At 73.7% G+C, this 21,261-nt stretch carries 17 protein-coding genes; 10 read left to right on the top strand and 7 right to left on the bottom strand.

From position 1 onward, the window contains the following. Position 1 precedes the first annotated feature (1 nt). A complete protein-coding gene (locus ACZ44S_RS13820; RefSeq protein WP_466928207.1) occupies positions 2-1,702 on the top strand; it encodes a proline--tRNA ligase in 1,701 nt (566 codons plus the stop codon). A gap of 240 nt (positions 1,703-1,942) precedes the next feature. Here ACZ44S_RS13820 and ACZ44S_RS13815 read toward each other — a convergent pair whose 3' ends face one another. The 3 genes from ACZ44S_RS13815 to ACZ44S_RS13805 form a co-directional block, all read right to left on the bottom strand. Further along, positions 1,943-2,848: an aminoglycoside phosphotransferase family protein gene (locus tag ACZ44S_RS13815; protein WP_466928205.1), complete on the bottom strand. Its 906-nt coding sequence runs from the start codon at positions 2,846-2,848 to the stop codon at positions 1,943-1,945. A gap of 66 nt (positions 2,849-2,914) precedes the next feature. Then, a complete protein-coding gene (locus tag ACZ44S_RS13810) occupies positions 2,915-3,388 on the bottom strand; it encodes a ferritin-like domain-containing protein (protein ID WP_466928203.1) in 474 nt (157 codons plus the stop codon). Then, positions 3,385-3,957 carry a hypothetical protein gene (locus tag ACZ44S_RS13805; protein WP_466928202.1) on the bottom strand — a complete coding sequence of 191 codons (573 nt, stop codon included), beginning with the start codon at positions 3,955-3,957 and terminating at the stop codon, positions 3,385-3,387. Before ACZ44S_RS13805 ends, ACZ44S_RS13810 begins: the two co-directional genes overlap by 4 nt. 210 nt (positions 3,958-4,167) lie before the next feature. On the opposite strand from ACZ44S_RS13805, the gene rimP reads away from it, so the two are divergent. The 9 genes from rimP (at position 4,168) to ACZ44S_RS13760 (ending at position 16,885) form a co-directional block, all read left to right on the top strand. Next, positions 4,168-4,689, top strand: a complete 522-nt coding sequence (gene rimP / locus ACZ44S_RS13800) for a ribosome maturation factor RimP (protein ID WP_466928201.1) — start codon at positions 4,168-4,170, stop codon at positions 4,687-4,689. 2 nt (positions 4,690-4,691) lie between these two features. Continuing rightward, on the top strand, positions 4,692-5,690 hold the full coding sequence (nusA, locus tag ACZ44S_RS13795) for a transcription termination factor NusA (protein WP_466928200.1): 999 nt from the start codon (positions 4,692-4,694) through the stop codon (positions 5,688-5,690). Positions 5,691-5,791: 101 nt separating this feature from the next. Next, positions 5,792-6,112 carry a YlxR family protein gene (locus tag ACZ44S_RS13790; protein WP_190165473.1) on the top strand — a complete coding sequence of 107 codons (321 nt, stop codon included), beginning with the start codon at positions 5,792-5,794 and terminating at the stop codon, positions 6,110-6,112. A 148-nt stretch (positions 6,113-6,260) separates the two neighbouring features. Next, positions 6,261-9,290, top strand: a complete 3,030-nt coding sequence (infB, locus tag ACZ44S_RS13785; RefSeq protein WP_466928199.1) for a translation initiation factor IF-2 — start codon at positions 6,261-6,263, stop codon at positions 9,288-9,290. 216 nt (positions 9,291-9,506) lie between these two features. Beyond that, positions 9,507-9,800 (top strand): DUF503 domain-containing protein, encoded by a 294-nt coding sequence (locus tag ACZ44S_RS13780; protein WP_149549862.1) that lies wholly within the window; start codon positions 9,507-9,509, stop codon positions 9,798-9,800. A gap of 53 nt (positions 9,801-9,853) precedes the next feature. Next, positions 9,854-10,303, top strand: coding sequence for a 30S ribosome-binding factor RbfA (gene rbfA, locus ACZ44S_RS13775; protein WP_466928198.1), 450 nt, complete (start codon positions 9,854-9,856; stop codon positions 10,301-10,303). Then, a complete protein-coding gene (gene truB, locus ACZ44S_RS13770; RefSeq protein ID WP_466928195.1) occupies positions 10,300-11,205 on the top strand; it encodes a tRNA pseudouridine(55) synthase TruB in 906 nt (301 codons plus the stop codon). Before rbfA ends, truB begins: the two co-directional genes overlap by 4 nt. A gap of 250 nt (positions 11,206-11,455) precedes the next feature. Further along, positions 11,456-15,790 (top strand): serine protease, encoded by a 4,335-nt coding sequence (locus ACZ44S_RS13765; RefSeq protein ID WP_466928193.1) that lies wholly within the window; start codon positions 11,456-11,458, stop codon positions 15,788-15,790. Between the two features lie 141 nt (positions 15,791-15,931). Then, positions 15,932-16,885 carry a bifunctional riboflavin kinase/FAD synthetase gene (locus ACZ44S_RS13760; RefSeq protein WP_466928191.1) on the top strand — a complete coding sequence of 318 codons (954 nt, stop codon included), beginning with the start codon at positions 15,932-15,934 and terminating at the stop codon, positions 16,883-16,885. Here the strand turns inward: ACZ44S_RS13760 and ACZ44S_RS13755 are convergent, their stop codons facing one another. Genes ACZ44S_RS13755 through ACZ44S_RS13740 form a run of 4 tightly spaced genes read right to left on the bottom strand, consistent with a single transcriptional unit; the run spans position 16,886 to position 21,247 of the window. Beyond that, positions 16,886-17,884: an ABC transporter ATP-binding protein gene (locus tag ACZ44S_RS13755; protein WP_466928188.1), complete on the bottom strand. Its 999-nt coding sequence runs from the start codon at positions 17,882-17,884 to the stop codon at positions 16,886-16,888. Beyond that, complete coding sequence (locus ACZ44S_RS13750; RefSeq protein WP_466928186.1) at positions 17,881-19,254, bottom strand: ABC transporter ATP-binding protein; 1,374 nt, start codon at positions 19,252-19,254, stop codon at positions 17,881-17,883. Before ACZ44S_RS13750 ends, ACZ44S_RS13755 begins: the two co-directional genes overlap by 4 nt. Then, positions 19,251-20,165, bottom strand: coding sequence for an ABC transporter permease (locus tag ACZ44S_RS13745; protein WP_466928183.1), 915 nt, complete (start codon positions 20,163-20,165; stop codon positions 19,251-19,253). Before ACZ44S_RS13745 ends, ACZ44S_RS13750 begins: the two co-directional genes overlap by 4 nt. Further along, the gene (locus ACZ44S_RS13740) at positions 20,162-21,247 is read right to left on the bottom strand and encodes an ABC transporter permease (protein WP_466928530.1); all 1,086 of its coding nucleotides are present in this window, start codon (positions 21,245-21,247) and stop codon (positions 20,162-20,164) included. The genes ACZ44S_RS13745 and ACZ44S_RS13740 overlap by 4 nt, the downstream gene beginning before the upstream one ends. Positions 21,248-21,261 lie beyond the last annotated feature (14 nt).

The following is a 21,261-nucleotide window of genomic DNA, read 5'->3' as shown; positions in this document are numbered from 1 at the left end:
CATGGCGAACGCACCGGTCCAGCGCATGTCCCAGTTGATGGCGAAGACGCTGCGCGACGACCCGGCGGACGCCGAGGTCCTCAGCCACAAGCTGCTGGTCCGCGCCGGCTACGTGCGCCGTACCGCCGCCGGCATCTGGACGTGGCTGCCCCTCGGCAAGAAGGTCCTGGCCAACGTCGAGCGGATCGTCCGCGAGGAGATGGACGCCATCGGCGCCCAGGAGGTGCTGCTTCCCGCGCTGCTGCCGCGTGAGCCCTACGACGCCACCGGCCGCTGGGACGAGTACGGCGCCGAGCTGTTCCGCCTCCAGGACCGCAAGGGCGGCGACTACCTCCTCGGCCCCACCCACGAGGAGATCTTCACCCTGATGGTGAAGGACCAGGCGTCCTCCTACAAGGACCTGCCGGTGATCCTCTACCAGATCCAGTCCAAGTTCCGGGACGAGGCCCGCCCGCGGGCCGGCATCCTGCGCGGCCGCGAGTTCCTGATGAAGGACTCCTACTCCTTCGACCTGGAGGACGAGGGCCTGGCGAAGTCCTACGCCCTGCACCGCCAGGCCTACCAGAGGATCTTCGAGCGCCTCGGCCTCGACTACCGGATCTGCGCGGCCACCGCGGGCGCCATGGGCGGCTCCAAGTCCGAGGAGTTCCTCGCCCCCGCCGAGGCCGGCGAGGACACCTTCGCGGACTGCCCGAACTGCGACTTCGCCGCCAACACCGAGGCGATCGCGTACGAGCTGAAGCCGGTCGACGCCACCGGTGTCCCGGCCGCGGAGGACATCCCCACCCCCGACACCCCGACCATCGAGACCCTCGCCGCCTCGCTCGGCGTGCCCGCCTCGGCCACGCTGAAGAACCTGCTGGTCAAGGTCGACGGTGAGATCGTCGCCGTGGGCGTGCCCGGTGACCGCGAGGTCGACCTGGGCAAGGTGGAGGCGCACTTCGCCCCGGCCGCGGTGGAGCTGGTCACCGAGGCCGACTTCATCACCCGCCCCGACCTGGTGCGCGGTTACGTCGGACCGCAGGGCCTGGACAAGGTGACGTACATCGCCGACCCGCGCGTGGCACCCGGCACCGCCTGGATCACGGGCGCCAACAAGGCCGACACGCACGCGAAGAACGTGGTCGCCGGCCGCGACTTCGAGGTCGACGCGTACGTGGACGTCGTGGTGGTGCAGGAGGGCGACCCCTGCCCCAAGTGCGGCACCGGCCTGCGCCTGGACCGCGCCATCGAGATCGGCCACATCTTCCAGCTGGGCCGCAAGTACGCCGACGCCCTCAAGCTCGACGTCCTCGGCCAGAACGGCAAGCCCGTCCGCGTGACCATGGGCTCCTACGGCGTGGGCGTCTCCCGCGCGGTGGCCGCCCTCGCCGAGCAGACCGCCGACGACAAGGGCCTGTGCTGGCCCGCGGAGGTCGCTCCGGCCGACGTCCACGTGGTCGCCGCGGGCAAGGCCCTGCAGACCGAGGTCGCCCTCGACGTCTCCGAGAAGCTGTCCGCCGCCGGCGTCCGCGTGCTGGTCGACGACCGCGCGGGTGTCTCCCCGGGCGTGAAGTTCACCGACTCGGAGCTGATGGGCGTCCCCCGGATCCTGGTCGCGGGCCGCCGCGCCGGCGAGGGCATCGTCGAGCTCAAGGACCGCCGCACCGGCGAACGCGAGGAACTCACCATCGACGAGGCCGTCACCCGCCTCACGGCCTGACCACCGTAGCTGCGGGCAGTCGTGCCTCCCCCAGTGCCTCAAGGGCCTGGGAGGTACCCGTGCCGCCCTGCGGCACGACTGCCCGCAGTCGGTGTGAGGTTGCTTGCAGGTGCCGTGGCACGACTGTCCGCGGTTACAGCCGCAGGGGTTGCGGGGTGCCCCGCGGTACGGCTGCAGCAGAAGGGGGCGCGCGGTACCCCCACAACTCGGCTGCCCCCACCTTGCCGCGGAGGCGGAGCGTCACAGCCAGCCCGCGAACTCCAGCAGGAGCTCCGCGTCCTGCTCGCGGCCCACGCGGCGGGCGCGTACTCCCGATTCCACCGCGCGGAACAGGGTCCACCCGCTCAGGCGTTCGCGGTCGACCTCCAGGGACTCCGCCAGGCGCTTCACCCGGCGGCGAGTCGTCGCGGCGCCGGACGCCTGGGCGATGAGGTCCTCCACCCGGTCGCGGACCAGCCGGGCCAGGTCGAACGCGTGCTCGCCGACCACCGGGTCCGGTCCCACCGCCAGCCACGGTGTGCGCTCCCCGGCCAGCACCTTGCTCTGCCGGAACGTCCCGTGCAGCAGCCGGTGCTCCGGCGGGGCCGCCACCAGCTCCTCGCGCACCGCCAGCGCCGCCTCCACCAGGGGAGCCACCTCCGGATCGGCCGCCGCGCTCGCCCGCATCGCCCGGGCCTGCCGCTCCGTGCGCTCGGCCACCGTCTCGAAGCCGTGCTCCCGCGGCGGGTCCACCCACAGCCGGCGCAGTGTCCCCGCCGCCTCCAGCAGCGCCTTCGCCTCCGGCAACGACCGCACCGACACGTCCGGGTGGAGCCGCTCCAGCAGCAGCACCCCCTCGGCCGCGCCCGAGGCCGGCTCCAGCAGCCGGACCACCCCCCGTCCACCCCAGTGCGCCAGCGCGACGCGTTCGCTCTCCGGACGCGCCCGGCGCGGCGCCAGCTTCAGGACGGCGGGTGTGCCGTCGGCCGTCCGCACGAGCACGACCAGGCTGCTGCGCCCGCCGGGCACCTGCACCCGCTCCACCGTCAACTCGCGCTGTGCGACGGCCTCGTGCGCCGTTTCCGGCAGCTTCTCCAACCAGTCGTCACCCTCGGGCGCCGTCTCACCGAGCGCCCTCACCAGACGCTGCGGCGGTTCGAAAACCATGCGCGAGTCGTTCCCTTCCTGCTGTACGCGATGCCTGCCGCCCCGCCACGTCGTGCCCGTGTCACGTCACGCGGTCGGCGCCGGGGGCCGTGAGGCCGTACCGCCCCGCTCGGCGAGCCCAGGGAAGGCTACGCTCTCCCCGCTCCAGCGCACCGAGCGCACCGCCGCCTCCCGCATCGCCTCGGCGGCTCCCCGTCGCCGCTCACCGGCGCTCGCGCGCACCAGATCGGCGTACACCCCGGCCACCCGCTCCTCCAGCTCGGCCGCCAGCCGGACCGCCGCGGCCGCGTCCGGCACCGGGAACGGCAGCGCGTAACCCGCCGCGGCCGCGACCGGTGAGCCCCCCGCGTCCTTCACCGCGCGCACCAGTGCGTCCCTGCGCGCCCGGTGCGCGTCGTACGCCGTGCGTGCCTCGGTGCGCCGCTCCTTGCCGATCCGCCCGCCGACCACGCCGTAGCCGTACACCGCCGCGTGCTCCGCGGCCAGCGCCGCCTGCAGAGCCCGCAGCTCCTTGTCCTCGGTCTCGCGCGCCTGGTTCACCGTCCCGCCTCCGTCAGCAGATACACATGGGCCGCTCCCGCGGCCGCCACCGACGCCAGCAGCCGGGCCAGCTCACCCGGCGCGTCCAGCAGCGCCTCCGACCGCCGGTCGGCGAGCTCCCGCTCGGCGGCGGCGAGTTCGGCCAGGGCGTCCTTCTCCTTCACGGGCACGGCGGGTGGGGAAGGAGGCGCGGCCGCCGCCCCGGAACCGGACGGCGAAGGTGAAGGCGAAGGTGAAGGCGAAGGTGACGAGGACGGCGACGGCGAGCCCTTCGCCGTACCCCCGAACGCCTCCGCGTGCCGCAGGACTTCCGCGCGCAGCGGACGCAGCCGCTTGGCCAGCTTCGGATGCGCGGCGACGACCGCGTCGTACCGCGCGGCCAGCGCCGCGCTGTCCCGGGCCGCACGCGCGCGTGCCCGGTCGGCGGCGGAGGGACGGCCGGCGCCGGTGGTGCCGGACGTGTCGGAGCCGGCGGAACAGCCCGCCGCCAGCAGGGCCGCCGGGGCGACGGCGAGCAGGCTCCTTCTGGGCGGCCCCGAACGGGCGCGCGGAGACGGGGGGAACGGCACGGCAGACGTCCTCGGGGGCTCGTACGGACGGGGCGACGGAAGCGAAGCGGGCCGCTGGCCCGTGATCACGGTACCCGGGAGCCGCCCCCGCGGCGGTCAGCGGCACCCTCCGTGACCGGGGTGGACGGCAACACCCTCCGCGACCGGATACCCTTTGTGCAGACACGCGCACCGTCCCACAACAGCACACGCGGCCGAGGAGTCACCCGGATGAGCACCACCCAGAGCGAGAGGCTTCGAGAACTTCTGGAACCGCTCGTCAGCTCCCAGGGCCTGGATCTCGAAGAGATCGCCGTGGACTCGGTCGGCCGCAGGCGTGTGCTGCGCGTCGTCGTCGACTCCGACACCGGAGCGGACCTCGACCGGATCGCCGATGTGAGCCGCGTGCTCTCGGCGAAGCTCGACGAGAGCGACGCGATGGGCAGCGCCGAGTACACCCTCGAGGTCGGCACGCCGGGCGCGGAGCGCCTCCTCACCGAGCACCGCCATTACGTGCGCGCCACCGGCCGCCTGGTGCGCTTCCAGCTCGCCGAGGGCGGCGAACTGGTCGCCAGGATCATCAAGGCCGACGACGAGGGTCTCGATCTCGAAGTGCCCGGAGTGAAGGGCCGCAAGGCCACCGCGCGCAGACTCGCCTTCGACGACATCACCAGGGCGCGCGTCCAGGTCGAGTTCAACCGCAAGGACGACGCGTCCGACAAGAAGGACGACAAGAAGGAAGAGGAGGCGTAGCCGTGGACATCGACATGAGCGCCCTGCGGGGCTTGGTACGGGAGAAGGAGATCTCCTTCGACCTGCTGGTCGAGGCGATCGAGTCGGCCCTCCTCATCGCCTACCACCGCACCGAGGGAAGCCGCCGGCACGCGCGCGTGGAGCTCAACCGGGAGACCGGACACGTGACCGTGTGGGCGAAGGAGGACCCCGAGGACCTCGAGGAGGGCCAGGAGGCCCGAGAGTTCGACGACACCCCGTCCGGCTTCGGCCGTATCGCCGCCACCACGGCCAAGCAGGTCATCCTGCAGCGCCTGCGCGACGCCGAGGACGACGCGACGCTCGGCGAGTACGCCGGCCGCGAGGGCGACATCGTCACCGGCGTGGTCCAGCAGGGCCGCGACCCCAAGAACGTGCTGGTCGACATCGGCAAGCTGGAGGCCATCCTGCCGGTGCAGGAGCAGGTCCCCGGCGAGACCTATCCGCACGGCATGCGGCTGCGCTCGTACGTCGTCCGGGTGGCCAAGGGCGTCCGAGGCCCCTCCGTGACCCTCTCGCGCACGCACCCCAACCTGGTGAAGAAGCTGTTCGCCCTGGAGGTGCCGGAGATCGCCGACGGCTCCGTGGAGATCGCCGCGATCGCCCGTGAGGCCGGTCACCGTACGAAGATCGCCGTCCGGTCCACCCGCTCCGGTCTGAACGCCAAGGGCGCCTGCATCGGCCCGATGGGCGGCCGGGTGCGCAACGTCATGGGCGAGCTGAACGGTGAGAAGATCGACATCGTCGACTGGTCCGACGACCCGGCCGAGATGGTGGCGAACGCGCTGTCGCCCGCCCGGGTCTCCAAGGTGGACGTCGTCGACCTGGCGGCCCGGTCCGCCCGCGTCACCGTGCCGGACTACCAGCTGTCCCTGGCGATCGGCAAGGAGGGGCAGAACGCCCGTCTCGCCGCGCGTCTGACCGGCTGGCGGATCGACATCCGGCCGGACACGGAACAGCCCGGGGAACGGGCCGGGGAATAGATCCAAGCCGCGGTTCGCTGAGATCACGACAGCTTTGCCCGCGGCGGTGTTCGATTCTTGCCCCGAAGGGGTGAGGTCGGTCCGGGGAGGTAGACTGAGGAGTGTCTGGCCGGACACGTGCTGGCGTATGCCCTGAGCGCACTTGCGTGGGGTGCCGGGAGCGAGCGGTCAAGAGCGAGCTGCTGCGGGTCGTGGTGATCGAGGACGCGTGCGTCCCTGATCCTCGCGGTACGCTGCCCGGCCGGGGTGCTTATGTGCACCCCGTCCCGGTCTGTCTCGACCAGGCGGTGCGCCGCAGGGCGTTTCCGAGGTCGCTGCGCGTCCCGGGACCGCTCGACGTAAAGGCGTTGCGCCACTACGTCGAGCAGGCGCAAGGTTGCCGACCGGCGGCTGACAAGCCCGCCGGAGAGGCGACACGGTAAGAACATGCCGTACGGAAACCCCCGTGCGGTCTGGTACCTCGCGAGTCGAAAGCAGGTCGAGATTGCGATGAGCACTCGATGAGTACGCGATGAGTACGCCCATGAACTAGCGACGGTCCGGACGCAACCCGGACCTCAGAGGAGCGAAGTGGCTAAGGTCCGGGTCTACGAACTCGCCAAGGAGTTCGGCGTGGAGAGCAAGGTCGTCATGGCCAAGCTCCAGGAACTCGGTGAATTCGTCCGTTCGGCGTCTTCGACCATCGAAGCGCCCGTAGTACGCAAGCTGACAGACGCCTTCCAGCAGGGCGGGGGCAACGGCAAGCCCGCCGGGAAGCCCGGTGCGCCCCGGAAGGCGGCCCCCAGGCCCGCCGCGCCGTCCCCGGCGCCGTCGGCCCGTCCGGCTGCCCCTAAGCCGCCGGCCGCACCCAAGCCGCCCGCGGCCCAGCAGCCCGCGGCCCCGTCGACGCCCTCGCCGGTGACCCCCGGCCCGCGTCCGACGCCCGGCCCGCGCCCCGCGCCGCGTCCGGCTCCGGCCGCGCCGGAGTTCCAGGCCCCGCCCGCGGCGGCGGCCCCGGCTCCGTCCGGTCCGAAGCCCGGCGGCGCGCGTCCCGGCGCCCCCAAGCCCGGCGGTCGTCCCTCCGGTCCGGGCCAGGGCCAGGGCGGCCAGGGCCGTCCGTCCGGCCAGGGTCAGCGCCCCGGTGGCGGCGCTCCGCGTCCGGGTGCCCGCCCGGCCGGTCCCCGTCCCGGTAACAATCCCTTCACCTCCGGTGGCTCCACCGGCATGGCCCGTCCGCAGGCCCCGCGCCCGCAGGGCCAGCGTCCCGGCGGTCCCGGTGCCCCCGGTGCCGGTCCGCGTCCCCAGGCCCCCGGCCAGGGCGGCGGCCCGCGTCCGCAGGCTCCGGGCGGGCAGCGCCCGACCCCGGGCTCGATGCCGCGTCCGCAGGGCGGTCCCCGTCCCGGCGGCGGCCCCGGCGGCCCGCGTCCGAACCCCGGCATGATGCCGCAGCGTCCCGCTGCCGGCCCGCGTCCCGGCCCCGGTGGCCGCGGTCCGGGCGGTGCGGGTCGTCCCGGCGGCGGTCGTCCCGGCGGCGGCGGCGGTTTCGCCGGTCGTCCCGGCGGCGGTGGCGGTGCCGGTCGTCCCGGTGGCGGTGGCGGTTTCGCCGGTCGTCCCGGTGGTGGCGGCGGCTTCGGCGGCGGCGGTGGCCGTCCCGGCTTCGGTGGCCGTCCCGGCGGTCCCGGTGGCCGCGGTGGCACGCAGGGCGCCTTCGGCCGTCCCGGCGGTCCCGCGCGTCGTGGCCGCAAGTCGAAGCGGCAGAGGCGCCAGGAGTACGAGGCCATGCAGGCCCCGTCGGTCGGCGGCGTGATGCTGCCTCGCGGCAACGGCGAGACCATTCGCCTGTCGCGCGGTGCGTCGCTCACCGACTTCGCGGAGAAGATCAACGCCAACCCGGCGTCGCTCGTCGCGGTCATGATGAACCTCGGCGAGATGGTCACCGCGACCCAGTCCGTCTCCGACGAGACGCTCCAGCTCCTCGCGGACGAGATGAACTACACCGTTCAGATCGTCAGCCCGGAGGAGGAGGACCGCGAGCTGCTCGAGTCCTTCGACCTGGAGTTCGGCGAGGACGAGGGCGACGAGGAGGACCTGGTGGTCCGCCCGCCGGTCGTCACCGTCATGGGTCACGTCGACCACGGAAAGACCCGCCTCCTCGACGCCATCCGCAAGACGAACGTCATCGCGGGCGAGGCCGGCGGCATCACCCAGCACATCGGTGCCTACCAGGTCGCGACCGAGGTCAACGAAGAAGAGCGCAAGATCACCTTCATCGACACCCCGGGTCACGAGGCGTTCACCGCCATGCGTGCCCGTGGTGCGCGCTCGACCGACATCGCGATCCTGGTCGTCGCGGCCAACGACGGCGTCATGCCGCAGACGGTCGAGGCGCTCAACCACGCCAAGGCGGCCGAGGTCCCGATCGTCGTCGCGGTCAACAAGATCGACGTCGAGGGCGCGGACCCGACCAAGGTGCGCGGTCAGCTGACCGAGTACGGCCTGGTGGCCGAGGAGTACGGCGGCGACACCATGTTCGTCGACATCTCCGCCAAGCAGGGTCTGCACATCGACAGCCTCCTCGAGGCCGTCATCCTCACCGCGGACGCCTCGCTCGACCTGCGTGCCAACCCCACGCAGGACGCGCAGGGCATCTCGATCGAGTCCCGGCTCGACCGCGGCCGCGGTGCCGTGGCGACCGTCCTCGTCCAGCGAGGCACCCTGCGGGTCGGCGACACGATGGTGGTGGGCGACGCCTACGGCCGCGTGCGCGCCATGCTCGACGACAACGGCAACAACGTCGCCGAGGCCGGCCCGTCGACGCCGGTCCAGGTCCTGGGCCTGACCAACGTCCCGGGTGCGGGCGACAACTTCATCGTCGTGGACGAGGACCGTACGGCCCGTCAGATCGCCGAGAAGCGCGCCGCCCGTGAGCGCAACGCCGCGTTCGCCAAGCGCACGCGCCGCGTGTCGCTGGAGGACCTGGACAAGGTGCTCAAGGCCGGCGAGGTCCAGCAGCTGAACCTGATCATCAAGGGTGACGCGTCCGGATCGGTGGAGGCCCTCGAGTCCTCCCTGCTCCAGCTGGACGTCGGCGAAGAGGTCGACATCCGCGTCCTGCACCGCGGCGTCGGTGCGGTCACGGAGTCCGACATCGACCTGGCGATGGGCTCGGACGCCATCGTGATCGGCTTCAACGTGCGCGCCGCCGGGCGTGCGCAGCAGATGGCCGAGCGCGAGGGCGTGGACGTCCGCTACTACTCGGTCATCTACCAGGCGATCGAGGAGATCGAGGCGGCCCTCAAGGGCATGCTCAAGCCGGAGTACGAAGAGGTCGAGCTCGGCACGGCGGAGATCCGCGAGGTCTTCAAGTCGTCCAAGCTGGGCAACATCGCGGGTGTTCTCATCCGCTCCGGCGAGGTCAGGCGGAACACCAAGGCCCGCCTCATCCGCGACGGCAAGGTGGTCGCGGAGAACCTCAACATCGAGGGTCTGCGTCGCTTCAAGGACGACGTCACCGAGATCCGCGAAGGCTTCGAGGGCGGTATCAACCTCGGAAACTTCAACGACATCAAGGTCGACGACGTCATCGCGACGTACGAGATGCGCGAGAAGCCGCGGGTGTAACACCCCACGGTGCGTACCGGCCGGCGGGACCGCGGTCCCGCCGGCCGGCTCGTGTGTGCGGGGCGGACGACCTGCTGCCGGGAGCCCCCAAGCGGCCCCGGCGGGCGCAATATCCGTCGATCGCCCCGCCCCCTTCGTTGTACGGTTCTGATGTCCCTGCCCGTTACGGATGGCGGGGCCATCGATCCCGGACCGGCGGGTGAACCGGTTGCACACATGTATGTGGGGACGCTGTCCTTCGACCTGCTCCTCGGCGACGTACGGTCGCTGAAGGAGAAGCGCTCCGTCGTCCGCCCGATCGTCGCCGATCTCCAGCGCAAGTACGCGGTGAGCGCGGCCGAGGTGGACCACATGGACCTCCATCGCAGGGCCGTCATCGGCCTGGCCATGGTGTCCGGCGACGCGGGGCACCTCAGTGACGTACTGGACCGGTGCGAGCGGCTGGTCGCCGGGCGCCCCGAGGTGGAACTGCTGTCCGTCAGGCGGCGCTTCCACGGTGAAGACGACTGACGACCACAGCCGCAGTAGAACGCAGACAGCAAAGAAGAACGGGAGACGGACCAGTGGCCGACAACGCGCGGGCGAAAAGGCTGGCGGACCTCATCCGAGAGGTGGTGGCCCAGAAGCTGCAGCGCGGGATCAAGGACCCGCGGCTCGGCTCGCACGTCACCATCACGGACACCCGGGTCACGGGTGACCTCAGGGAGGCGACCGTCTTCTACACCGTGTACGGGGACGACGAGGAGCGGAAGGCCGCCGCGGCGGGCCTGGAGAGCGCCAAGGGCATCCTGCGCTCCGAGGTCGGCCGGGCGGCGGGGGTCAAGTTCACGCCGACCCTGACCTTCGTCATGGACGCGCTGCCGGACACCGCGCGCACCATCGAGGACCTCCTCGACAAGGCGCGCCAGTCCGACGCGAAGGTGCGCGAGGCGTCCGCGGGCGCCGCGTACGCCGGTGACGCCGATCCGTACCGCAAGCCGGAAGACGACGAGACGGACGACGCCGCCGAATGAACCGCAAGACCACCACGCCCGACGGCCTTGTCATCGTCGACAAGCCGTCGGGCTTCACTTCGCACGACGTGGTCGCCAAGATGCGTGGCATCGCGCGCACCCGGCGCGTCGGCCACGCCGGCACCCTCGACCCGATGGCGACGGGCGTCCTCGTCCTCGGCGTCGAGAAGGCGACCAAGCTCCTCGGTCACCTCGCGCTGACCGAGAAGGAGTACCTCGGCACCGTCCGGCTGGGGCAGAACACGCTCACCGACGACGCCGAGGGGGAGATCACCTCCTCCGCCGACGCCTCCGGGATCACCCGCGAGGCCGTCGACGCCGGTATCGCCGAGCTGACCGGCGACATCATGCAGGTGCCGTCCCGGGTCAGCGCCATCAAGATCAACGGGGTGCGCTCCTACAAGCGCGCCCGGGAGGGCGAGGAGTTCGACATCCCCGCCCGGCCGGTCACCGTCTCGTCCTTCTCCGTGTACGACGTCCGCGAGGCGGTCGCCGACGACGGCACCCCCGTGCTCGACCTGGTGGTCTCGGTCGTCTGCTCCTCCGGCACCTACATCCGCGCCCTCGCCCGCGACCTGGGCGCCGGCCTGGGCGTCGGCGGGCACCTCACCGCACTGCGCCGCACCCGCGTCGGCCCGTACAAGCTGGACTCCGCGAGGACGCTGGACCAGCTCCAGCAGGAGCTGACCGTGATGCCGATCGCCGAGGCGGCCGACGCCGCGTTCCCCCGCTGGGACGTCGACGAGCGCCGGGCCAGGCTGCTCACCAACGGCGTGCGGCTGGAGATGCCCGAGGAGTACGCGGGCGCCGGAGCCGTGGCCGTGTTCGGTCCCGGGGGGCACTTGCTGGCGCTCGTCGAGGAGCACCGGGGCAAGGCGAAGAGCCTCGCCGTCTTCGGCTGACGGACCGAGGGACGGGTCCGCCCGTGGAGCGGCGTCACGGGGATGGACATGCCGCCGCTCCACGGTCCCCCTCGGTTCCCCCACCCCTAGGGTGTATCCATCCACGCCTGCCTGTTCACCCGTAGGTGCGGGCGCTCGGAGTGAACCGGGGGAGTGGAAGGGGGCGCGTTCACCGGCCGCTCTGTCCCGCTGATCATTCCGGCCCTACTGTCGCAGGTGAGGGCACGGAGGTACGGCGGGAGGCTCGAGGATGCCGTCACACAACGGGGCACGCCACGGGCGCGACGTCCCCGGGTATGGCTCGGCCCCCTCCGGCGGCGAGGAGGGCCCGGGGCGCGCGGAGCCGTCAGGGCGCTCCCGTCCCTCCTGGGCCGCGGAGCCCCGCAGCGGGCCGATCCCGTCCCCGGACCCCGTGGACGACGGCCTGGTCCGCCTTCACGACCTCGCGGGCCGCCCGCGCGGAGCGGGGTTCGTCGCCGACCACCACGGCACGGTGATCACCAGTCACGAGGCCGTCGACGGGCTGCCCCGGCTCGTGCTGTACGCGGCCGGGAACCGCCACTGTGTGGTGGCCGCCGACGCCGTGACCCTGCTGCCCGAGCTCGACCTGGCCCTCGTGCGCAGCGAAGGGCTCGGCGTGGCGCCCCTGCCGGTCTCCGCGCGGAAGTGCGTCGAGCGAGGCACCTATGTGCGGATCCCCGCCGGGGGATGGCGCGAGGCGCGGGTGCTGGGGACGACTTCCGTGACCTACACGGCCACCGACCGGGCGCACCACATCGACCGCGCCCTGGAACTGGCGGTCGGCACCGCCGGCCGGGACGCGCTGCGCCTGGGCGGCGGAGCGGCGGGCGGCCCCGTGCTCGACGCCCGCACCGGCACCGTGCTCGGCGTCCTCGGCACCGCTCTCCGCTCGGCCGACAGCGACCTGGGCTTCGCCGTTCCGCTCACCTGCGCCGGCCCCGCCCTCACCGAGCTGCTCGCCGAGAACACGGCAACGGTGCCCGCCTACGGCTCCGACCTCAATCTCGCCGGCCTGGTGCGGCTCACGGCGACCTCGGTGGCATCGACGACGGTTCCGCCGGGCCGCGCGGCGACCGGGGCAGGCCCGGCCCCTTCACCGGGGCCCACTTCCGCCACCGCGGGGCACACGGCCGCCCCGGTGGCCTGCCCCCGTCCCGCGGCGGCCGACGCCATGGCCCCGACCGGGCCGGCGGCCCCCTCGGGCCGGCCCACGGAACCTTCGACGGGGCCGGCGGCCACGCACACGGGAGCCACGGCCCCGTCCACGGGGCCGGCGCCGGGTCACTGCGACTCGTCGGCCGGGCTCACTGACGCGTCGCCGGGGCGGGCGGGTTCTTCGGCCGGGTCCGCGGATGTGTCGCAGGGGCGCGCGGGGACCGGGTTCAGCGGTGCCGCGGCGGGTCGCTCGGGCTCGTCGGCGGGGTTTGCGGATCCGTCGCCGGAGGGGGCGGGTTCCTCGGCCGGGTTCGGCGGTGCCACGCTGCGTCGTTCGGGCTTGTCGGCCGGGTTTACGGATCCGTCGCAGGAGTGGGCGGGTTCGTCGGCCGGGCTCGCTGACCTTTCGCCGGGTCGCTCGGGCTTGTCGGCCGGGTTCGGCGGTGCCACGCTGCGTCGTTCGGGCTTGTCGCCCGGGCTCAGTGACCCGTCGCCGGGGCGGGCGGGTTCCTCGGCCGGGTCCGCGGGTCCGTCGCCGGGGCGCGCCGGGGGCGACTCCGCTGTCACGGTGGCTCCCACCCCCCGTTCGTCGGCGCATGCGTCCGGCCTCCCCGGGCTCACCGCCGACGCGGAGCATTGCACGGGCCTCTCGGAGAGTCTCGCGGCCACGGCCGTAGGGGACGTGGCGATCCCGGCAGGGCGGGACGGGGCGGTGAGGTCCGGGCACGCCGTCGAACGGCCCGCCGTGCTCGCGGAGTTCGCCGCGTTCGAGCGGGGCGGGGCCGCCGTACTGGGCCTCGTCGGGCCACCCGGCAGCGGGCGCAGCACCGAGCTGGCGGAGCTCGCCGCCCGTCGGCACCGGGCCGGACGGCCCACGCTGTGGCTGCGCGGCGCCGACCTGCGGGAGGACGACCGCACGGTCGCGGACGCCGTCCGCCGTGCACTGGACCGGGCCGCCGCGGTCGTCGCCGCCTCCCGCGCCCCGCTCCCGGCCACCCCGGACGCTCTCGGAGACCTGGCCCCGGACCGTCTCGCCCGGCTCGCCCACACCGCGGGCCACCCCCTGCTGGTGCTCCTCGACGACCCCGAGCAGATGCCGCCGGAGCTCTTCCGTCGCCTCGCCGACTGGACCGAGGGGACCACGCGATGGCTGCGGGCGACGGGAGCACGGCTGGTGGTGGCGTGCCGCGAGGAGTTCTGGGAGGAGGCGGCGTTCCCCCAGGAGGCGCTGCACGCCGGCGGCCCCCGCCCCGAGGGTCTTCCTCCGTGCGTGGTCCTCGGCGACCTCACCCCCGAGGAGGCACGGGAAACCCGGGCCCGCCTCGGCATCCCCGAAGGCGCGCTCGCGGACGCCGACGCCCGCCACCCCCTCACCCTGCGGCTGCTCGCCGACGTACGGACCGGCCTGGCCGGTGCCGCCCCGGACCCCGACGTACCCGTCGGCCGGGACGACGTGTTCGCGGCCCACCTGGACCTGATGTGCCTGCGCGTCGCCACCCGCCTCGCCGCCGCCAACGGGCTCCGGGGCACCGCCGTACGCCGCCTGGCGGCCAAGGCGGCCGGACAGGTGCACGAGGCCGCCCGCCGCGGCCTCGGCGCCGGGCACGGCGGACTGGACCGGGAGGCGTTCGAGGCCGTGTTCCCGGCGGGGCACGGCCCGGACCGGCCCGGCGGGGTCACCGGCTGGGCCGGGGCCGTACTCGCCGAGGGCCTTCTCGTCCCGGCCGGCACCGGCTACCGGTTCGCCCACGACGCACTCGCCGACTGGCTGCAGGGCGCCCACCTCGACCTGGACGGTGCCCTGCGCGCGCTGGTCCACGACCGCACCCGCCCGCCCGGCCCCGACGCCGTACCGCACCACCGCATCGGCCCCGTCGTCCAGGCCCTGCTGCTCCTCGCCCGCCAGCACGGCACCGGCCGTCTCGCCTCCCGTCTCACGGACCTGACGCACGCCCTCGACGCCGATCCCGGCTCGTGGTGGGCCGCCCGCCTGCTCGCCGGAACCCTCGCCCGCCTGCCCGACGCGACCCCGTACACGGACGTGCTGCGCCTGCTGACCGACCGCATCGTGGCGTGGCGGGAGCAGCGGCGGGCCGTGCCGCCGGAGCTGGGTCCCGCCTTCTGGACCGCACTGCCGCTGCCGCTGGAGGCCCGGTGCGCCCTGCTGCGCCGGCTGGTGCACGCCGACGGCCCCCCGTGCGAGAGCGGACCCCGCTTCCTCGACGCCGCCGCCCGGCTCCTCGCCGCCGACCCCGTGGCCGTACTGCCGTACCTGGTCCGCTGGTTCGAGGACGACCGGCCGCTGCCCGCCACCCCGCACGCCACCGTCGCGACGGCCGCGCAGGCCCTGCTGCACACCCACCGGCACGAGGCCCCCGACGCCCTGACGGACGCCCTCGCCGACAGCGCGCACCGCCGGGCCGACCAGCTGCTCACCGTGCTGGCGGAGGAGGAGCCCGCGGCGATGTGCCGGGCCGTCGACCGCTGGTCGAAGGACGACCGCCCCGCACGCCGGGCCGCGGCCGTCACCTACGGCCTGCTGGCGGCGCCCCACGCGCGCGAACGCACCGACCGCACCCTGCTGAGGTACGCCGCCCTCACCGTGCTCGTCCGCAGCGCCGACCGCGAGCTGCACGGCTGGGCGCTCGCCCTCCTCGTCCGCGACCGCGACAGCAGGGACCGGCACCTCGCGCGGGCCCTGGCGCACTTCGCCGACGGCGACCCCCGCCTCCCGCCGAGCGTGCTGGCCGACGCCCTCGAAACCCACCCCGAGCCCGTGCTCGACGCCTTCCGGGCGCGGCTGGCGCGGACGTCGGACCCGGCCGGCACCCTCCACGCCCTCGCCGACGCCACCACCCCCGCCCTGGCCCGCCGGATCGCGGCGGTCGTCCGGGACACCGTGGAGCGGCGGCCCGAGCTGACCGGGCACATGGCCGCGTACGCCGACCGGAGGCTGGACCGGGGCGGCCCCGCCGACCGCGCCGTGCTCCGGGCCCTGCTCACCGGACTCCTGGAGGACGGCCCGCAGCCGCTCCGGGTGGTCCTCGCCGGCGTCCTCGCCGCCCCCGGGACGTCCGTCTCCCGACCGCTGCGCCGCGAACTGCTGGACTGCCTTCTCGCCCGCGAGTCCGACCCCGCCGTCCTGGACGCGGTCCTGCGCTCCGCCGCCCGCAACCGCGGCCCCGAGCTGCGGGTGCTCGTCCACCGCACCGGGCTGCACCTGGTCCGCACCCCGGCGGGAGCCGCCCGCTTCGACCGCTGTCTGACCGACCTGAGCCGCCACGTCCCGGGCTTCGCCGCCGCCGTGGCCGGCTGGCTGGCCGACGCCCCGCGCGAATGGGCCGCGCTCGTGGGCACCGACACCCGCCGGACGATCGAGAACCTCGCGGGCCTCGGCGTGCCCGTCTGAACCCGGCCAACGCGTGCACCCCGTCACACAGCGAACAGGCCGATGCGGGCACCCGGCATGGGGCATGGCACCCTTAGAGCTGCGCAGAGAAGTCCGCGGACCCGGGTCCGTCCGGCAAGGTTTCGACAAGGAGCAGGCACAGTGCAGCGCTGGCGTGGCTTGGAGGACATCCCCCAGGACTGGGGGCGCAGCGTCGTCACCATCGGCTCCTACGACGGAGTGCACCGCGGGCACCAGCTGATCATCAGGCATGCCGTGGACCGCGCCCGCGCCCTGGGCGTCCCGGCGGTGGTCGTCACCTTCGACCCGCACCCCAGCGAGGTCGTCCGCCCCGGCAGCCACCCCCCGCTGCTCGCCCCGCACCACCGGCGCGCCGAACTCATGGCCGACCTGGGCGTGGACGCGGTCCTGATCCTGCCCTTCACCACCGAGTTCTCGAAGCTGTCCGCCGCCGACTTCGTGGTGAAGGTCCTGGTCGACAAGCTGCACGCCAAGGCGGTCGTCGAGGGCCCCAACTTCCGCTTCGGCCACAAGGCCGCGGGCACCGTGGAGTTCCTCGCCGAACAGGGCGAGATCTACGACTTCGACGTCGAGGTCGTCGACCTGTACGTGACCGGTGAGGCGGGCGGCGGCGAGCCGTTCTCCTCGACGCTCACCCGCCGTCTCGTCGCCGAGGGCGAGGTGGAGGGCGCCGCCGAGATCCTCGGCCGGCCGCACCGGGTGGAGGGCGTCGTCGTCCGGGGCGCCCAGCGCGGCCGCGACCTGGGCTTCCCCACGGCCAACGTCGAGACCCTCCCGCACACCGCGATCCCCGCCGACGGCGTCTACGCCGGCTGGCTGCACGCCCAGGGCGAGGCCATGCCGGCCGCGATCTCCGTCGGCACCAACCCGCAGTTCGACGGCACCGAGCGCACGGTCGAGGCGTACGCCATCGACCGCGTCGGCCTCGAGCTGTACGGCCTCCATGTCGCCGTCGACTTCCTGGCCTTCGTGCGCGGCCAGGCGAAGTTCGACACGCTCGACGCGCTGCTGGAGCAGATGGCCGCGGACGTCGAGCGCTGCAAGGAGCTGGTGGCGGCGGCCGAGAAGGCCTGATCAGCCGGTCCCGGCCCGCCCCGCCGCCACGGCATGCGCCCAGTGGCACGCCACCTGGGCCGCGCCGCCCCCGAGGATCCCCGGATCCCGGCTCCGGCACGCCTGAGCCACCCCCGCCCGGTCCGCCTCGCCGCTCGCCAGGACCGGGCAGCGGGCGTGGAAACGGCAGCCGGAGGGGATGCGGGACGGGTCCGGGGTCTCGCCGCTGAGGATCACCGGTTCGCCCGGCGCCTCGGGCAGGACCGACAGCAGGGACCGCGTGTACGGGTGCCGGGGTGCCGTCAGGACCTGCTCCACCGCCCCGGTCTCCACGATCCGGCCGAGATACATCACCGCGACCCGGTCGGCGACGTTCCACGCCAGCCCGAGGTCGTGCGTCACCACCAGCGCGGACAGGCCCAGTTCGGCGCGCAACCGCAGCAGCAGGGCCAGGATCTCCCCGCGCACGGACGCGTCCAGCGAGGCGACCGGTTCGTCGGCGACGAGGAGCTCCGGCTCCAGCACCAGCGCGCCCGCGATCACCACGCGCTGTCGCTGACCACCGGACAGCTCGTGCGGATAGCGCAGGAAGAAGCGCTCCGGCGGCCGCAGTCCGGCGCGGGCCAGCGCGCCCGCGACAGCGGCCCCCTCGTCACCGCCGTAGCCGTGGATCCGCAGCCCCTCGGCCACCGCGTCGTACACCGTGTGCCGCGGGTTCAGCGAGCCGCTCGGGTCCTGCAGCACCAGCTGCACGCGTCTGCGGTACGCCTTCAGCGAGCGACCCGAGTACGCCAGGGGCCGCCCCTCGAACTGCACCCGGCCCGCGGTCGGCTCGACCAGACCCAGCAGGGCGCGGGCCAACGTCGTCTTGCCGCAGCCCGACTCACCGACCAGGGCGACGATCTCACCCGCCCCGATGTCCAGGTCGACACCGTCCACGGCGTGCGCGTCGGACGCACCCTGCCGCCCCGGGAAGGTGACGTGCACGCCCTGCACCGTCAGTAGCGCGGAAGTACTCATGAGCCGCCGCCCCTCGCTTCCCCCAACACATCCGAACCGCCCGCTCCCGCGTCCGGCAATGACTCCAGCCCCTCCCCGGCCCGCGCTTCTGCGGCGTCGGACGCTGCCCCGGCCTGCCTGCCCGCTGTGTCCGGCAGCGCTCCGGCTTGCGCTGCCCCGTCCGGCAGCGCTTCGGCTTGCGCTGCCGCGTCGGACGCTGCTCCGCCCTGCCGGTTTCCTTGGGTGGTGGCCATCGTGCTCTGCCGGGGGACGGGGGTGTCCGACGCCGTGCCCGGCTGTGGGCGTTGCTCGGCGGTGCCGGCGGTGTCCTGCCGGTGGTCCGGGTCGTGGGCAGGTGGGGCCTGTTCGGGGCTCGCGGGGTCCGACGCCGGGCTCTGACGGGGTCCTTGGGCGGGGCCCGGGGTGCCTGTCACTGTCGGCTCCGCGGCCAGCCGTACGCACGCCGCCCGGCGGTCCGGGCCCGCGTCGCGGAGCGGTTGGTCCTCCGTCGCACAGGAATCCAGCGCGACCGGGCACCGGGGGTGGAACGTGCAGCCCGTCGGCAGCGCCGACGGGTCCGGCGGATCGCCCGGCAGACCGCGCGGCGCGAAGCGGGACGCCGGGTCACCGATGCGGGGGAACGCCGCCGACAGCGCTTGGGCGTACGGGTGACGGGCGGCCTCGTAGACCTGGCCCGCCGGTCCCTCCTCGACCACCCGACCCGCGTACATCACCGCGAGCCGGTCACACGTGCCGGCGAGCACCGCCAGATCGTGGCTGATCATGATCAGGCCGACGTCCTGGTCCGCCACCAGCTGTTCGATCAGCCGCAGGATCTGGGCCTGGATCATCACATCGAGGGCGGTCGTCGGCTCATCGGCGATGATCAGCCGCGGATCGCAGGCCAGCGCCATGGCGATCATGACGCGCTGCCGCTGCCCGCCGGACAGCTCGTGCGGGTAGGCCGCCGCCCGCGCGGCCGGAAGACCGACGTGCTCCAGCAGCTCCCCGGTCCTCCTCCTCGCCCCCGCCGGGGTGGCCTTGCCGTGCAGCAGGACCGGCTCGGCGATCTGGTCGCCGACGCGCCGCACGGGGTTGAGCGAGTGCATCGCCCCCTGGAACACGATGGAGGCCCCGGCCCAGCGGACCGCCCGTACCCGGCCCCACTTCATGGACAGCACGTCCTCGCCGTCCAGCAGGACCTCGCCGCCCACCCGGGTCCCCGCAGGCAACAGCCGCAGCAGGGCCAGCGCCAGCGTGGACTTGCCGCAGCCGGACTCGCCCGCGATGCCCAGTTTCCGGCCCGCGTCCAGCCGCAGGTCCACCCCGCGCACGGCCTCGGCCCCGCCCGCGTACGTGACCGTCAGCCCCCTGACGTCCAGCAGACTCAACGCGCCACCCCCAGCCTGGGGTTGAGGACGGACTCCACGGCCCGCCCGCACAGTGTGAACGCCAGCGCCACCAGGGCGATGGCGATGCCCGGCGGCACCAGGTACCACCAGTGCCCGGCACTGACCGCACCCGCCTCCCGGGCGTCCTGCAACAGCCCGCCCCACGACACCACCGTCGGATCACCGAGCCCCAGGAAGGCCAGCGTCGCCTCCGCCAGGATCGCCGAGGAGATGATCAGCGTCGTCTGTGCCAGCACCAGCGGCATCACATTGGGCAGCACATGCCGGGACATGATGTGCCAGTGCCCGCCGCCGAGCGCCCGCGCCCGCTCGATGTACGGGCGGGTCTCCACCGCAAGCGTCTGCGCCCGCACCAGCCGGGCCGTCGTCGGCCAGGTCGTCACGCCGATCGCCACGACGATGGTCAGCAGCGAGCGGGACATCACCGTGGCCAGCGCGATCGCCAGCACCAGCGTCGGCATCACCAGGAACCAGTCGGTGATCCGCATCATCACCGTCGCGTACCACCCCCGGAAGTGCCCCGCCGTCACCCCGATCACCATCCCGATCGTCACCGACAGCACGGCCGCGAGCAGCCCCACCAGCAGCGACACCCGGGCACCCCAGATCACCAGGCCGAGCAGATCGCGCCCGAACCGGTCCGCGCCGAAGGGAAGTTCGGCGCTCGGCCGCTCCAGGGGACTGCCCGGCGCGCCGGTCACGTCGTCCACGTCGGAGCCGACCAGCAGCGGAGCGGCCACGGCGAGCAGCACGAACAGCACCAGCGTCGCCAGACCCAGGACCCCGGCCCGGTGCGCGCGGTACTGCCGCCAGAAACGCGCGGCCGAGGCCCGGCGCCGCTGCCACGCCAGGCCGCGAGGACGCGCGGCCGGCATCTTCTCGGTCGTCATCGGCCCACCCGGGGATCGAACAGCGGATAGATCAGATCGGCGAGCGTGTTCATCACGATCACCGCGGCCGCGAACACGAAGAACAGCCCTTGCACCAGCGGCAGATCGGGCACGCTCAGCGCCTGGTAGAACAGCCCGCCGAGCCCCGGCCAGGAGAAGACCGTCTCCACCAGGATCACTCCCGCCACCGTCCGCCCGAGGTTGATGAAGATCAGCGTCACGGTCGGCAGCAGCGCGTTGGGCACGGCATGCCGCCGTCGTACGAGGTCGTCGCGCAGCCCCTTGGCCCGCGCCGTGGTCAGATAGTCGCTGCCCATCTCGTCCAGCAGCGCCGAACGCGTCACCAGCAGCGTCTGCCCGTACTCCACGGCCACCAGCGTCACCACCGGCAGCACGAGGTGGTGCGCCACGTCCACGGCGTACGCGAAGCCCTCCTCACCACCGCCCGACTCCATGCCACCGGTCGGGAACAGCCCCGGCAGCGGGCCGATGCCGACCGACAGGGTGACGATGAGCAGCAGCCCCAGCCAGAAGGACGGCAAGGAGTACAGCGTCAGCGCCAGCCCGGTGTGGAACCGGTCCCCGAACCGCCCGTTGCGCCACGCCGACCGGGTGCCGAGGACGATGCCGAGCACCGTGTACAGCACGAAGGCCGTGCCGGTGAGCAGCAGCGTGTTCGGCAACGCCTCCGTGATCTTGTCGACCACGGGCGCGTTGAACTGGTACGACGTCCCCAGATCACCGGTGAGTGCCTTGCCGCAGTAGTCGGTGAACTGCTGCCACAGGGGCAGATCCAGCCCGAACTGCTCCCGGTAGACGGCCAGTTGCTCCGCCGACACCTGACGTCCCCCGGTCATGAACTTCACCGGGTCGCCGGGGATCAGCCGGAACAGGAAGAAACTGGTGACGAGGACGGCCAGGAGGGACACGGCCGCCCCCGCCACCTTGCCCGCCACATACCGCGGATAGGCGGTGGCCCCACGGCCGCCACGGGGCCCGCGGGCGGGGGGGGGGGGGGGGGGGGGGGGGGGGGGGGGGGGGGGGGGGGGGGGGGTTGGTGCGGGTCTCCGTTCGTCTCCTATGGGCGTGCTTCCTG

The sequence above is a fragment of the Streptomyces malachitofuscus genome (assembly GCF_055571035.1).
The sequence above is the reverse complement of the archived record's forward strand: the minus strand, read 5'-3'. Positions and strand labels throughout refer to the sequence as shown.

Coding starts and splice junctions, on each gene's coding strand:
- ACZ44S_RS13780 (WP_149549862.1), top strand. CDS start 9,507: ATGTATGTGGGGACGCTGTCCTTCGACCTGCTCCTCGGCGACGTACGG.
- ACZ44S_RS13815 (WP_466928205.1), bottom strand. CDS start 2,848: ATGGTTTTCGAACCGCCGCAGCGTCTGGTGAGGGCGCTCGGTGAGACG.
- ACZ44S_RS13745 (WP_466928183.1), bottom strand. CDS start 20,165: ATGACGACCGAGAAGATGCCGGCCGCGCGTCCTCGCGGCCTGGCGTGG.
- rimP (WP_466928201.1), top strand. CDS start 4,168: ATGAGCACCACCCAGAGCGAGAGGCTTCGAGAACTTCTGGAACCGCTC.
- ACZ44S_RS13755 (WP_466928188.1), bottom strand. CDS start 17,884: ATGAGTACTTCCGCGCTACTGACGGTGCAGGGCGTGCACGTCACCTTC.
- truB (WP_466928195.1), top strand. CDS start 10,300: ATGAACCGCAAGACCACCACGCCCGACGGCCTTGTCATCGTCGACAAG.
- ACZ44S_RS13765 (WP_466928193.1), top strand. CDS start 11,456: ATGCCGTCACACAACGGGGCACGCCACGGGCGCGACGTCCCCGGGTAT.
- ACZ44S_RS13820 (WP_466928207.1), top strand. CDS start 2: ATGGCGAACGCACCGGTCCAGCGCATGTCCCAGTTGATGGCGAAGACG.